Consider the following 13075-nt stretch of genomic DNA (forward strand, 5'->3'; position numbering starts at 1 on the left):
TCGATCGCTGCAACCCATCGTGCGCGAACCGGGATGGCGGAAATAGAGACAAAAGTCACTTACGCCGCCGCCGGTTGTCTCCGCTACCACGCGGCCACATCACGATTATTCGCAGATGCCTTAAGTCACTTCGGTTCTGGTCCGGTCGGCTCTGTCTGATCGATCCCGCGAAGCACAACGATCGACAGATGGCTATCAACGGGATGATTCGGGACTCGGTGCGGACCTTCAACAAGCATGTGCTGAACCCGGCGATGCTGCTGCTGGCAGGCCGCAAGTACTGGTATGCCGCGGCGCTGCGCCACACCGGGCGGCGCTCCGGGAAGGTCTACACCACGCCGGTGGTGGCCGAGCGGGTGACCGACGGCGTCATCGTGCCGTTGCCGTACGGCACCGGGGTCGACTGGCTGCGCAATGTGGTCGCGTCGGGGGAGGCCACGATCACGGTCGGCGGCCGAACCTACTCGGTTGCCGATCCGCAGCTGATCGACGCCGAAACGGCGGGATCGCAGCTGTCAGCCCGGCGACGGCGTGCGTTCGAACGGTTCGGCGTCGACTCCTTCGTCAAACTGCGGTGGGCCGAGCAGCACGAGCAGCAATAGCACTCGTCTGGGTCATTGACGGACGACCAGCACGGAGCTCTCGCTGTGGTGGAACCACGGATGACCCGCCGGCCCGACGATGGTCGCAAGCTGACCCGACTGCGCGCCGCCGATCACAGCCAGCCCGACGCGCTGGTCGAAGTGCTTCAGGAAATACGCGACATCGGCCTGGTCGGCGACTGGATAGATGTGCACCTCGGGATGGGACTGTCGCCATTTGGTCACTTCGGCGTCGAGGCCTTCGCCCGACCCGAGCTGGGTTTTGTGTTCCCCGATGGCGAGTACCGGGGCGTCACGTAGCTGCGCCTCCCGCAACGCGTGCTCGACGACATTGGGATTGTCGGGTTCGTCGTTGACCCCGACAACGATCCAGTTGATCTCTCGCGACGACTTATCGTCCGTGTGCGTGCGGATGATCGCAACGGGGCAGTGAGCCTTCTCAGCCAGATCGGTTGCCGTCGAACCCAGAATCGAGCGGACGTAGCGGCCGATCCCGACCGAGCCGACGCAGACCAGGCCGGCATCATCGGATTCGGCGATCAGAGCCGCTCCGGGAGGGCCGGTGACGATGGCGGTCTCGACCTTCACCGGACAGCCGTCGGCTTCGACGGCGGCCTGTGCCGTGTGCAGTGACGCCTTGCCGTGCTGCACGTCGCTTTCGTAGTCCTCGGCCGACGGGTGGGTGGCCTTGGTCACGTAGACCAGCCGCAGCGGCACGTCTCGGCTGACGGCTTCGTCGACCGCCCACAGGGCCGCCTGCACAGCCGCTTCGGAGCCATCGATGCCTGCGATGACCGGCGCGGTGGGGCGGTCGTCGTTCATCGTCTCACCCATTCCTCTCCACTTCGTGTCTCCACGGTATTGGGAGTCAGCACGAGCGGATTGAGGCGAAAGTCCCTGTATCTGAGCCGATGGTCCTCAGTGCGAGATGAGTGGGATTCTTGTCCAGCCGAGAGGTGTCGGGTAGGGCAGGTTCCCGCGACAGGGGTAGGTCAGTCGTCGGTAAGGGTGAAGTAATTCTCTTCTTCCTGCAGGAAGTGCAGGCGCAGCAAGGTGTAGAGCCCGTACAGGCAGGCGAGCAGATCGTCGACCTGCTCGGGTTGAATACCGTCGGTCGCCTGGGCGAGTGCAATGTGGGTGCCGATACGGTCGGACAATCGCTGGATCTCGGAGTGGGTCCGACTCATGGTGGCGGTCGCCTCGCCGGTGCCCAGGGGCCGGGCCAACGCGGGATAGAGAAGAGTTTCCTCGGCGTGTTCATGTGGCAGCAGTTGTTCGGTCAAGAACGCGTACGCCCGGGACAGAGCCTGCAGCGCGCCGGCGTCGGGTCCGGCAACCAGCCGATCGGCGGCGTCGCGGAGTAGCCCGAGGGTATCGCGAAGGGTGTCGTGCTCGGCCGCGAACTTGCGCAACATCTTCTCGGTGTCGATCGGCATCTACCTCGTGGCGGTGACACTGCTGCTTTCGTGACAGCCGAAAGTCCCGCGTGCTGCGGGACCTAAGCAGCATTGAGCGCGTGCCTTCGTCCCTCGCGTCAGACACGGGGTGATGGTCTGATCAAGGGAGGGTGAGGGGGTCACCATGAGATCACTGAACTACCGGGTGCATGCGCATCCCGATGCCACGCCGATCTACCAGCTCACGGACCGCCTTCACGACGGGCACACTGCTCGCGTGTCGGTGGACGGGATCGCCGGCACGGTTGCGTCATGGCTGGCTGAATTCGGCGTGCTCAGCCCGCTGGCCGAGGATCTCGAACAGACGGTGCGCGAAGGCCATTGGGCGGCTGCGCATGCCATCGCTGACCGACTCTCGGTCGATGTGACGATCGCGGTATAGCGAGGCCCTTGGCGCGGCGCTGCAGTAAGAAGTCCCTCATGGCACTCGGATGCGTGTTCCCGCGCTGCCCTCGACGATCCTGGTGATGTCACTGAGCGATCCGATGACGGCTTCGTTTCCGGTGTGACGGGTGAACTCGCATGCGGCTTGGACTTTGGGACCCATCGATCCAGCCGGGAAGTCCAGACCGGTGAGGTCGTCGGGGGTGACCCGGCCCAGGCGTGTCTGGGTGGGCGTGCCCCAGCCGAGGTAGACGCCGTCGACGTCGGTGGCGATGACGAGCAGATCGGCGTCCAGTTGCTCGGCAAGCAATGCGGAAGCGAGATCCTTGTCGATGACGGCTTCGACGCCACGCAAGTCGCCGCGTTCGTCGTACATCGTCGGGATACCGCCACCACCGGCGCAGACCACGATCGTGCCGTGCTCCACCAGGTTCCGGATCGGTCCGATCTCGAAGATCCGCTGGGGTTTCGGGCTGGGCACCACTCGGCGGAACTTGTCACCGTCGGCGGCGATGGTCCAACCGCTGGCCGCTCGGAGTCGCTCTGCTGTCTCCCGGTCGTAGACCGGCCCGATCGGCTTGGTGGGATGTTCGAAAGCGGGGTCGTCCCGGTCGACCTCGATCATGGTGAGCAGCGTGGCCAGCGACTGCTCGGCCGGCAGCAGGTTACCCAACTCCTGCTCGATGACGTAGCCGATCATCGCCTCGGTCTGGGCCCCGAGCACATCGAGTGGGTAGGGCGCCACCTCGTGGTAGGCCGCTGCCTGCAGCGCCAACAGCCCGACCTGGGGACCGTTGCCGTGGGCGACGACGATCTCGTTGCCCGCGGTGATGGCGGCGATGCACTCGGCGGCGACACGGATGTTCGCCCGCTGATTGTCCGCGGTCATCGGCTGGCCGCGCTTCAACAGCGCGTTCCCTCCCAGCGCGATCACGATCCTCACGCCGGGTCAGCTCAGCGCCGAGACGAGCACGGCCTTGATGGTGTGCATCCGGTTCTCCGCCTGCTCGAAGGCGATGTTGACCGGGCTCTCGAAGACCTCCTCGGTGACCTCGATCCCGTTGGACAGCACCGGATACTGGGCGGCGATCTTGGCGCCGAGCGTCGTCTCACAGTTGTGATACGCCGGAAGGCAGTGCATGAACTTCACCCGCGGGTTGGCCGCCGCCTTGATCAGCGCCGAGTTCACCTGGAACGGGAGCAGCATGTCGATCCGCTCGCCCCACGTCTCCAGCGGTTCCCCCATCGACACCCACACATCGGTGTGGATGAAATCGACCTCGCTGACCGCCTTTTCCGGATCATCGGTGATGGTGATCCTCGCCCCGGACGCGGCGGCAAACTCCCGGCACATCGCGACATGGGCGTCGCTGGGCCACAATTGCTTTGGTGCGCCGATGCGGACATCCATGCCGAGTTTGGCGCCCACCAGCAGCAGGGAATTGGCCATGTTGTTGCGGCCGTCGCCGACAAACGCGTAGGAGATGTCGTGCAACGGTTTCGGGCAGTGTTCGGTCATGGTCAGCACGTCGGCGAGCATCTGGGTCGGGTGGAACTCGTCGGTGAGCCCGTTGAAGACGGGCACCCCTGCATGCTCTGCGAGTTCGTCGACGGTCTCCTGGGCGGTGCCGCGGTACTCGATGGCGTCGTACATCCGGCCCAGCACCCGTGCGGTGTCCTTCATCGACTCCTTGTGCCCGATCTGCGACGATGACGGATCGATGTAGGTGACGTGAGCCCCCTCGTCGTATGCCGCAACCTCGAATGCGCAGCGGGTGCGGGTGGACGTCTTCTCGAAGATCAGCGCGATGTTCTTGCCCGCCAAGCTGTTCCGCGGACTTCCGGAGTATTTGGCGCGCTTGAGGTCGCGTGACAGGTCGAGCAGGTAGTGCAGGTCCCGGTCTGTGTGGTGAACCAGGCTGAGCAGGCTGCGGTTGCGGGTGTTGAACGCCATGACGTATGTCCTTCAGGCGTAGAGCGGATCGCGCAGGATCGGGCAGGTCATGCACCGGCCGCCGCCGCGACCGCGGCCCAGTTCGCTGGCGTCGATGGTGACGACCTCGACCCCGGCCTTACGCAGGGCGGTGTTGGTCAGGGTGTTGCGGTCGTAGCCGATGACCACCCCCGGCTCGAGCGCGACGACGTTGTTGCCGTCATCCCACTGTTCGCGTTGGACGCCGTAGACATCACCGGCGGTGGTGACGACCCGGAAGTTCACACCGACCGCGTCACCGATCGTCTCGATCAGGCCGCGGGGTTCGCGCCGGACGTCGAGGCCGGACGGTGAGCTCTCGTCGGGCCGCAGACTGATCGGCACGATGCCGTCGACGATCGGCGCGAACACCGTCACCAGGTCGCGGTCGCAGAAGGTGAACACCGTGTCCAGGTGCATCGCCGAACGGGTCTTCGGCAGGCTGGCGATGATCACCCGGTCCGCAGCCCCGGCAGCGAACAGGTTGCGCGCCACCTGGGTGATCGCCTGGTGGGAGGACCTCTCACCCATGCCGATCACGACGAGTCCGTTGCCGATCGGCATCACGTCGCCGCCCTCGAGGGTGGCCAGACCGCGGTCGGCGGGCAATCCGTCGGGGTCGCCCAGCCACACGTCGTACTCCTGATCGGCGAAGGCGGGGTGGAACCGGTAGACGGCGGTGGTCAGCAGCGTCTCCCGGCGCCGCGCCGGCCAGTACATCGGGTTCAGTGTCACACCGCCGAAGATCCAGGCGGAGTTGTCGCGCATGAACTGCGTGTTCGGCAGCGGCCGGACGACGAACCCTGCGGGGTCCAGCGCGTTGAACAGTGACAGGAAGCCGCTGTCCACCTCGTCGATCACGTCCTGATAGGCGACACCGCCGATCAGGTACTCCGCCAACCGATCCGGCGACAGCTCGGTCAACCAGGACCGGATCTCGCGGGTGAGCCCCGGCCCGACGAGGTCGTCGGTCACCGTGCGATCGAGCACCCACTCGCGGGCGTCGGGCTTGCTTACGACGTCGGCGAGCAGATCCTGGAGTTCGAGCACTTCGACGCCGCGGTCGACCATCTTGGCGACGAAGTCGAAGTGGTCACGTCGGGCCTGCTGCAGCCAGATGACGTCGTCGAACAACAGCTCGTGACAGTTCTGCGGGGTGAGCCGCTGATGGGCCAGACCGGGAGCGCAGACCATGACACGGCGCAGCTTGCCGGCCTCGGACCACACGCCGAGCCGGGAATCGGTCGCGCTCACAGGACCGACAGATTTCCGGTGGCCATCAGCACGGCCGCCAGCACCGACGTCAACGCCACCACCGCCACCACCACGAACTCGGGCTTGCTGAAGGCCGGGAGCCGGCTTTCTCGCCGCGCCCACAGGTACAGCGCAGTGCCCGCGAGGTAGAACATCGCCGCCACCAGCAGGTACTGCCATCCGCCCGCGTACACCAGCCACACCGCGTACCCCAGCGCGACGACACCGATGAGTAGATCGCGGGTGCGTCCCCCGCCGACGGAGTACGTTTCGCCTCGCACCGCCAGCAGCACCTGGTACGCGGCCGACCACAGGTAGGGCAGCAAGATCAGGGAGGTCGCGAGGTACACCAGGTTGGTGTAGGTGCTCGCGTTGGCGAGTGTCCACAGCAGCAACGCCTGGACGCAGATGTTGGTCAGCCACAGGGCATTTGCCGGTGCGCCGTGCGAGTTCTCCCGAGCAAGCGCCCGCGGCATCACATGCTCGAGGGCGGGTAACCGCAGGATCTCCACACACAGCATCACCCACGCGATCAGGGCGCCGAGCAGTGAGACGACCAAACCGATCGAGATGAAGGCCGCACCCCAGGCGCCCACCTCGTTCTCCAGCACCCCGGCCATCGACGGATCCGCCACGCCGGCGAGTTCCGCCTGGGTCATCAAGCCGTAGGACAGCAGGTTCACCATCAGCAACAGGGCCAGCACCCCGACGAAACCGAGCACCGTGGCGCGACCGACATCTCGCCGCTTGGCGGCGCGCTGGGAGTACACCGCGGCGCCCTCGATGCCGATGAAGACCCACACGGTCACCAGCATCATGTTCTTGACCTGGGTCATCGTGTCGCCGAGCGGCGCCCCGTCGATCTCTACCGCGCGGCCCCAGAAGTCGGCGCTGAACAGCCCAGCCCGGAAACCGACCGCGGCGATCGCGATGAACACCAGGATCGGGACCACCTTCGCGATGGTCACCACCACGTTGACGGCTGCGGCGGTCTGGATGCCGCGAAGGGTCAGGAAGTGCACCACCCACAATACGATCGAGGCGCCGATGATCGCGGGAACGGTTGCGCCGCCTTCGAATCCGGGGAAGAAGTAGCCCAGTGTCGAGAACAGCAGCACCAGGTAGGCCACGTTGCCGACCCATGCCGAGACCCAGTAGCCGAATGCCGAGGTGAACCCGATGTAGTTGCCGAAACCGGCCCGGGCGTATCCGTAAACACCACCGTCGACGTCGGGTTTCCGGCTGGCGAGGGTCTGGAAGACGAAAGCCAGGGTCAGCATGCCGACTCCGGTGATCGCCCAACCGATGAGCAGCGGGCCAGGGGCGGCGCTACCGGCCATCTGCGAAGGCAGCGCGAAGATTCCGCTGCCGATCATGGAACCGACGACGATGGCGGTCAGCGCGGCCAGGCCCAGGCCGGGTTTCACACCACCGGAGGAGCGGGCTTCGGGGGGCGGAGACACCAGTGTCTCGGACATCGTTGTCCTCCATGCTCGGGTGGTGTGCCGATCACACCGCGCCATCGACGCTATGGAGCCCACCGGCGCGCAGAGAGGAGGCTTTGGTCCTCGGTTTCGGACGCTTAGGTCACCTGCCCGCGCCGCGGCTACGAGCCGGCTTGTGGAGAAGCGGATTTCGCCACGGTCAGAAGCACGCTGGACCCTTCGACGGCCTCCAGTGAGTGACGGGAATCCGGCACGATGATCAGATCTCCGGCGGAGCCCTCCCAGCTGTCCTCGCCTGCGTGCAACCGCACGCGTCCGTGCAGGACGTGGACGGTGGCTTCGCCCGGGTTCTCGTGTTCGTCCAACTTCTGACCCGCCGCCAGTGCGATCAGGGTTTGGCGCAAGACGTGTTCGTGGCCGCCGTACACGGTGTGTGCACTGCGCCCGCTGGAGGCACGCTCAGCACCTGCCTGCTGCTCGCGGGCCAACGCCGTCAGCGAGATCTTGTTCATGGACTCTCCTTCGTCGGGTAGTGCCCGGACAGATCGCACTGTTCACCGTATCCCGCGGGCGAAGCCAGTTCCGGCGCGATCTTGCAAAGTGACCAAATGCCCTGGTCAGTCGTCGGCAGCAGAGGATGATGGTTGCGGTGGATATGCGAAGGGGCAGGATGATCGATGGCTGACGGTACCCACACGGCGAACCCAGACGTCGACGCCGTGCTGCGGCGGTATCAGTTCGACGGCACCCGGTTGATCGACATCCTCTGGGACATCCAGGATCTGTACGGCCACATTCCCGACGAACACCTCCCGCAAATGGCGACCGCGTTGAACCGGACCGCGCGCGACATCGCGGAGACGGCGTCGTTCTACCACTTCTTCCACACTGCGCCGTCGGGACGGCACCGGATCTACCTGAGCAACACGGTGATCGCCAAATCACTCGGCTATCACGCGGTGTACGACGCGCTCGAGCGCGAGACCGGCGTCCGCTTCGGCGAGACCGGGGCAGGGGTGTTCGGCCTGTTCGAGACGCCCTGCATCGGGCTCAGCGATCAGGAACCGGCGATGCTGCTCGACGACGTGGTGTTCACCCGGCTGACGCCGGCCGGCGTCGCAGACATCATCGGCCAGTTGAAGGCAGGCAGAGCCCCCGCGGACATCGCCAACCCGGCCGGGCTGCCCGCCGACGACATCGGCTATGTCGACAGCCTGGTGGAGTCCAACGTCCACACCCGGGGCCCGGTGTTCTTCTGCGGCCAGGTCGATCACCAGGTGACACTGAAGCGCTGCCTCGCGAGCACCCCTGAGCAGACGATCGACGCCATCACCGAGTCAGGGCTACGCGGATACGGTGGCGCAGGCTTCGCCACCGGGCTGAAGTGGCGGCTGTGCCGGGCTGCACCGGGCGCCGACAAGTACGTGATCTGCAATGCCGACGAGGGTGAGCCCGGCACGTTCAAGGATCGGGCGCTGCTGACCCGCTCACCCAAAGACGTCTTCCTCGGTATGGTCATCGCCGCCTACGCGATCGGCGCCAGGCACGGGATCATCTATCTACGAGCCGAATACATCTATCTCAAGCGCTATCTGGAACGTCAGTTGCAGGAGCTGCGGGACGACGGACTCCTCGGACCCAGCATCGGCGCGCTGCCCGGCTTCGATTTCGACATCCGCATTCAGATGGGCGCCGGTGCCTATGTCTGCGGCGAAGAGTCCGCACTGATCGAATCCTGCGAAGGCAACCGGGGAACACCGCGGCTGAAACCGCCCTACCCGATCCAGCAGGGATACCTCGGCAACCCCACCTGCGTGAACAACGTCGAAACCTTCGCGGCCGCAAGCCGGGTCACGGCGGAAGGCGCCGAATGGTTCCGCAGTATGGGCACACCCACCTCGGCGGGCACGCGCCTGCTGAGCGTCGCCGGCGACTGCCGCCGGCCCGGTGTCTACGAGATCGAATGGGGCGTCACCCTCGACCACGTGCTGGCCCTTGTCGGTGCGCAGGACGCTCGTGCAGTCCAGGTCAGCGGCCCATCGGGGGAGTGCCTTTCGGTACAGGCCGACGGCCAGCGCCGGATCGCCTACGAAGACATCCCCTGCAACGGGGCCGTCACCGTCTTCGATGCCACGCGTGATCTGCTCGACTGCGTCACGGACTACACCCGGTTCTTCCGCGACGAATCCTGCGGCATCTGTGTTCCGTGCCGGGCGGGCACCGTCGACCTGCACGAAAAGATGGAACGGATCCTCGCGGGCACCGCCGTTCAGAACGATCTGGACGCCGCGGCCAGTTGGGGGGCGCTGGTGCAGAAGACCAGTCGCTGCGGTCTCGGAGCGACGGCGGCCAACCCGATCTTGACCAGCATGAACAAGTTTCCCGAGATGTACCGCAGCAGGTTGCGGGCCGGGGAGGCAGACACCCTGCTGCCGTCATTCGATCTCGAGGCGGCCCTCGCCGGATACGGCGACGCACTCACCGAACTGAGAACGGACGGGACGTCATGAGCATCCGAATCGAGATCGACGGAACCCCGGTGTCTTCCGAGGAGAACCGGGTGCTGGTCGATGTCGCCGCAGAAGCAGGTGTGTATATCCCGACGCTGTGTTACCTCGAGGGCAAGCCGTGCCTCGGGACCTGCCGGGTGTGCTCGGTCAAGGTGGACGGTGCCGTGGTCGCTGCCTGCACGGTTCGTGTTCGCGACGGGATGACGGTCGAGGTCGACGAGCCGGAGACCACGGACATGCGAAAGGCATTGGTGGAGTTGCTCTTCACCGAAGGCAACCACAACTGTCCGAGTTGCGAGAAGAGTGGTCGCTGTACCCTTCAGGCGGTCGGCTACGAGGTGGACATGATGGTGTCCCGCTTCCCGTACCGGTTCCCGGTGCGGGACCGCGACCACGCGTCCCAGCGGATCTGGCTGGAGCGGGATCGCTGCATCTTCTGCCAACGGTGTGTGGAGTTCGTCCGTGACGACGCCGGGCAGAAGATCTTCAGCATCAGCCACCGCGGTCGCGAGTCGCGCATCGAAGTCGATGCCGAACGAGCCGACGCGATGCCGATCGAGCAGGTCCGCTACGCGGTGGAGATCTGTCCGGTCGGCGCCATCCTGGAAAAGGGGGTCGGATACGACGTGCCCATCGGTCGCCGCAAGTACGAAGCGAAATCCGTTCGCGACCGGGCCCTTGACCCGGCAGACGAGTCAGAGGCGCCATGACCGAGGAAACCAGGTCGGACGAACTGCCCAAGACATCACCGGACCCAGCGCTGTCGGCGGGCCGGGACGGCAAGATCAACGTGGCGATGATCAGTCTGTGTGGCTGCTGGGGGTGCACCCTGTCCTTTCTCGACATGGATGAGCGGATCCTGCCGCTGTTGACGACGGTCACCATTCACCGCTCCTCGCTCACCGACATCAAACGCATCACCGAGCGCTGCGCGATCGGGTTCATCGAAGGAGGCGTCGCCAACGAGGACAACATCGAGACGCTGCGCCACTTCCGGGAGAACTGTGACGTCCTGATCTCCGTCGGAGCCTGTGCCGTCTGGGGTGGGGTCCCGGCGATGCGCAATGTCTTCGAGTTGAAAGACTGTCTGGCGGAGGCCTACCTCGATTCGCCGACAGCCGTTCCGGGTGCGGAACGTGTCGTCCCCTCGCATCCGGACATCCCGCGGATCACCACCAAGGTCCACCCCTGTCATGAAGTAGTCGAGATGGACTACTTCATCCCCGGCTGCCCACCGGACGCAGACGCCATCTTCACCGTCCTCGACGATCTGATCCACGGTCGACCGGTGCGGTTGCCCCGCTCGCTGAACCACTACGACTGATTGCGGAGCTCGCGTGAGTAGAAAACTCGTCATCGACCCGGTCACCCGGATCGAGGGGCACGGCAAGGTGACCGTGAACCTCGACGACGACGGCAACGTCGTCGACGCCAGGCTGCACGTCGTGGAGTTCCGCGGATTCGAGAAGTTCGTTCAGGGCCACCCCTACTGGGAGGCGCCGATGCTGATGCAACGCATCTGCGGGATCTGCTTCGTCAGCCACCACCTCTGTGGCGCGAAGGTGCTCGACGACATCGTCGGCGTCGGTGTGCGCTCGGGGACCGGGATCACCCCGGCCGCGGAGAAGATCCGTCGCCTCGGCCACTACGCGCAGATGCTGCAATCCCATGCGACGGCGTACTTCTACCTGGTCGTCCCCGAAATGATGTTCGGGATGGACGCCGCTCCCGAGCAGCGCAACCTCCTCGGCCTCGTTGAGTCGAACCCCGAACTGATGCGGCGGGTGATCATGTTGCGCAAATGGGGTCAGGAGGTCATAAAAACCGTCTTCGGCAGGAGGATGCACGGCATCAACTCGGTGCCCGGAGGGGTCGACAAGAATCTCAGCCGCGCCGAGTGCGACCGGCTGCTCAACGGTGAGGACGGGTTGCCGTCGTTTGACGAGGTCCTCGACTACGCTCAGGACGGTCTGCGCCTGTTCTACGAATTCCACGAGAAGAACCGCAGCCAGGTGGACCGTTTCGCGAACGTACCGGCTCTGAACATGTCCCTGGTCGACGCCGATGGCAACGTGGACTACTACCACGGGGCACTGCGGATCGTCGACGAAAACAAGCGGGTCGTCCGTGAACTCGACTATCACGACTACCTCGACCATTTCTCGGAGGCCGTCGAACCGTGGAGTTATATGAAATTCCCGTTCCTCAAGGAACTCGGCCGGGAGAAGGGCTCGGTTCGGGTCGGGCCGCTGGCGCGGATGAACGTCACGAACTCGCTGCCGACTCCACTCGCGCAGGAGGCGCTCGAGCGCTTCCACGCCTACACCGCCGGCACACCCAACAACATGACGTTGCACACGAACTGGGCGCGGACCATCGAGGTGCTCCACGCCGCGGAACTGATCGAAGAGCTGCTTCACGACCCCGACCTGCAGAAGGAAGATCTGATTGCCACACCGGCGCCGGGCGCCTGGGTCGGCGAGGGTGTCGGTGTGGTGGAAGCCCCTCGCGGGACGTTGCTGCACCACTATCGTGCCGGCGCGGAAGGGGAGATCACCTTCGCCAACCTCATCGTGGCCACCACACACAACAACCAGGTCCTCAACCGCACGGTGCGTTCGGTGGCCGAGGACAACCTGGTGGGCCATGGTGAGATCACCGAAGGCATGATGAACGCGATCGAGGTCGGGATTCGGGCGTTCGATCCCTGCCTGAGTTGCGCGACGCACGCGTTCGGACAGATGCCGCTGATCGTCACCGTCCAAGGGCCGGCGGGCAACGTGATCAACGAGCGCATTCGGTCGTGAACCTCAACGACTACGACGACGACTCCTGCCTGATCTACGGCATCGGCAACGTGGGGCGGCAGGACGACGGGTTGGGCTGGGCCTTCATCGATTGGCTCGAGATGAACGGGCACTGCCCGAACGCCGAACTGCAGCGCAACTACCAGCTGCTGCTCGAGGACGCCGAACTGATCAGCACGAAGCGACGGGTGCTGTTCGTGGACGCCACCAAAGACCAAGCGGTACCGGCGTTCACGCTGCAACGTGCGGCGCCGAAGATGGACTTCACGTTCACCTCCCACGCCATCTCGATCCCCGCCATCATGGCGACCTGTCAGCAGTGCTTCCAGCGTCTGCCGGAGGTCCACGTTCTGGCGATCAGGGGCTTCGAGTTCGAACTCGACATCGGACTGACCGAGGCGGCGCAACACAACCTCGACGATGCGACGGCCTATCTCTCGTCGCGGCGCTGGGATCGAGACGTGCAGCGACACCACGCGACCTGACCTGCAGCGTGATCCACTGTCCAGCAAGCTAGTTGTTGGTTGTGGTGGGTGGTGGTTGGTAGGGGGTGTACCACTTCCATTGGGCGCGTTCGCCGGTGGGNCCGGGATACGGCGGGACTGTCGGTGGTGCTGTGGTGGGTGGTCGGGCCAGCGAGGCGC

General features: G+C 65.2%; 13 protein-coding genes and 1 pseudogene. 7 read left to right on the forward strand and 7 right to left on the reverse strand.

All coding sequences use genetic code 11. From position 1 onward, the window contains the following. Window positions 1–188: 188 nt before the first annotated feature. On the forward strand, window positions 189–602 hold the full coding sequence (locus BEMPMBAN_RS22105; RefSeq protein WP_159233386.1) for a nitroreductase family deazaflavin-dependent oxidoreductase: 414 nt from the start codon (window positions 189–191) through the stop codon (window positions 600–602). A gap of 12 nt (window positions 603–614) precedes the next feature. Here BEMPMBAN_RS22105 and BEMPMBAN_RS22110 read toward each other — a convergent pair whose 3' ends face one another. Continuing rightward, window positions 615–1436: a universal stress protein gene (locus tag BEMPMBAN_RS22110; protein ID WP_159233387.1), complete on the reverse strand. Its 822-nt coding sequence runs from the start codon at window positions 1434–1436 to the stop codon at window positions 615–617. A gap of 158 nt (window positions 1437–1594) precedes the next feature. Beyond that, window positions 1595–2029 (reverse strand): annotated as a pseudogene (locus BEMPMBAN_RS22115) (hemerythrin domain-containing protein); the annotation flags it as partial. Between the two features lie 154 nt (window positions 2030–2183). Between BEMPMBAN_RS22115 and BEMPMBAN_RS22120 the strand changes: the two are divergent. After that, window positions 2184–2441 carry an Rv2628 protein family gene (locus tag BEMPMBAN_RS22120; RefSeq protein WP_159233389.1) on the forward strand — a complete coding sequence of 86 codons (258 nt, stop codon included), beginning with the start codon at window positions 2184–2186 and terminating at the stop codon, window positions 2439–2441. Window positions 2442–2477: 36 nt separating this feature from the next. Here BEMPMBAN_RS22120 and arcC read toward each other — a convergent pair whose 3' ends face one another. The 5 genes from arcC to BEMPMBAN_RS22145 all read right to left on the reverse strand — a co-directional run bounded on the left by arcC (window position 2478) and on the right by BEMPMBAN_RS22145 (window position 7626). Continuing rightward, window positions 2478–3386 carry a carbamate kinase gene (gene arcC, locus BEMPMBAN_RS22125; protein WP_159233390.1) on the reverse strand — a complete coding sequence of 303 codons (909 nt, stop codon included), beginning with the start codon at window positions 3384–3386 and terminating at the stop codon, window positions 2478–2480. A gap of 6 nt (window positions 3387–3392) precedes the next feature. Next, window positions 3393–4397, reverse strand: a complete 1005-nt coding sequence (locus BEMPMBAN_RS22130) for an ornithine carbamoyltransferase (RefSeq protein ID WP_159233391.1) — start codon at window positions 4395–4397, stop codon at window positions 3393–3395. A gap of 12 nt (window positions 4398–4409) precedes the next feature. Continuing rightward, window positions 4410–5669 (reverse strand): arginine deiminase, encoded by a 1260-nt coding sequence (locus tag BEMPMBAN_RS22135; protein WP_159233392.1) that lies wholly within the window; start codon window positions 5667–5669, stop codon window positions 4410–4412. Then, window positions 5666–7147: an arginine-ornithine antiporter gene (gene arcD, locus BEMPMBAN_RS22140; protein ID WP_159233393.1), complete on the reverse strand. Its 1482-nt coding sequence runs from the start codon at window positions 7145–7147 to the stop codon at window positions 5666–5668. The genes BEMPMBAN_RS22135 and arcD overlap by 4 nt, the downstream gene beginning before the upstream one ends. A gap of 128 nt (window positions 7148–7275) precedes the next feature. After that, the gene (locus BEMPMBAN_RS22145; protein WP_159233394.1) at window positions 7276–7626 is read right to left on the reverse strand and encodes a cupin domain-containing protein; all 351 of its coding nucleotides are present in this window, start codon (window positions 7624–7626) and stop codon (window positions 7276–7278) included. Between the two features lie 165 nt (window positions 7627–7791). Between BEMPMBAN_RS22145 and BEMPMBAN_RS22150 the strand changes: the two genes are divergently transcribed. Genes BEMPMBAN_RS22150 through BEMPMBAN_RS22170 form a run of 5 tightly spaced genes read left to right on the forward strand, consistent with a single transcriptional unit; the run spans window position 7792 to window position 12916 of the window. Then, complete coding sequence (locus BEMPMBAN_RS22150) at window positions 7792–9624, forward strand: NAD(P)H-dependent oxidoreductase subunit E (protein ID WP_159233395.1); 1833 nt, start codon at window positions 7792–7794, stop codon at window positions 9622–9624. Continuing rightward, a complete protein-coding gene (locus BEMPMBAN_RS22155; protein WP_159233396.1) occupies window positions 9621–10334 on the forward strand; it encodes a 2Fe-2S iron-sulfur cluster-binding protein in 714 nt (237 codons plus the stop codon). Before BEMPMBAN_RS22150 ends, BEMPMBAN_RS22155 begins: the two co-directional genes overlap by 4 nt. Continuing rightward, window positions 10331–10948, forward strand: coding sequence for an NADH-quinone oxidoreductase subunit B family protein (locus BEMPMBAN_RS22160; protein WP_159233397.1), 618 nt, complete (start codon window positions 10331–10333; stop codon window positions 10946–10948). Before BEMPMBAN_RS22155 ends, BEMPMBAN_RS22160 begins: the two co-directional genes overlap by 4 nt. A 13-nt stretch (window positions 10949–10961) precedes the next feature. Further along, window positions 10962–12431, forward strand: a complete 1470-nt coding sequence (locus BEMPMBAN_RS22165; RefSeq protein WP_159233398.1) for a Ni/Fe hydrogenase subunit alpha — start codon at window positions 10962–10964, stop codon at window positions 12429–12431. Further along, window positions 12428–12916: a hydrogenase maturation protease gene (locus BEMPMBAN_RS22170; RefSeq protein WP_159233399.1), complete on the forward strand. Its 489-nt coding sequence runs from the start codon at window positions 12428–12430 to the stop codon at window positions 12914–12916. The genes BEMPMBAN_RS22165 and BEMPMBAN_RS22170 overlap by 4 nt, the downstream gene beginning before the upstream one ends. Window positions 12917–13075 lie beyond the last annotated feature (159 nt).

Source organism: Mycolicibacterium austroafricanum (genome assembly GCF_902705885.1).
GTDB lineage: Bacteria > Actinomycetota > Actinomycetes > Mycobacteriales > Mycobacteriaceae > Mycobacterium > Mycobacterium vanbaalenii_A.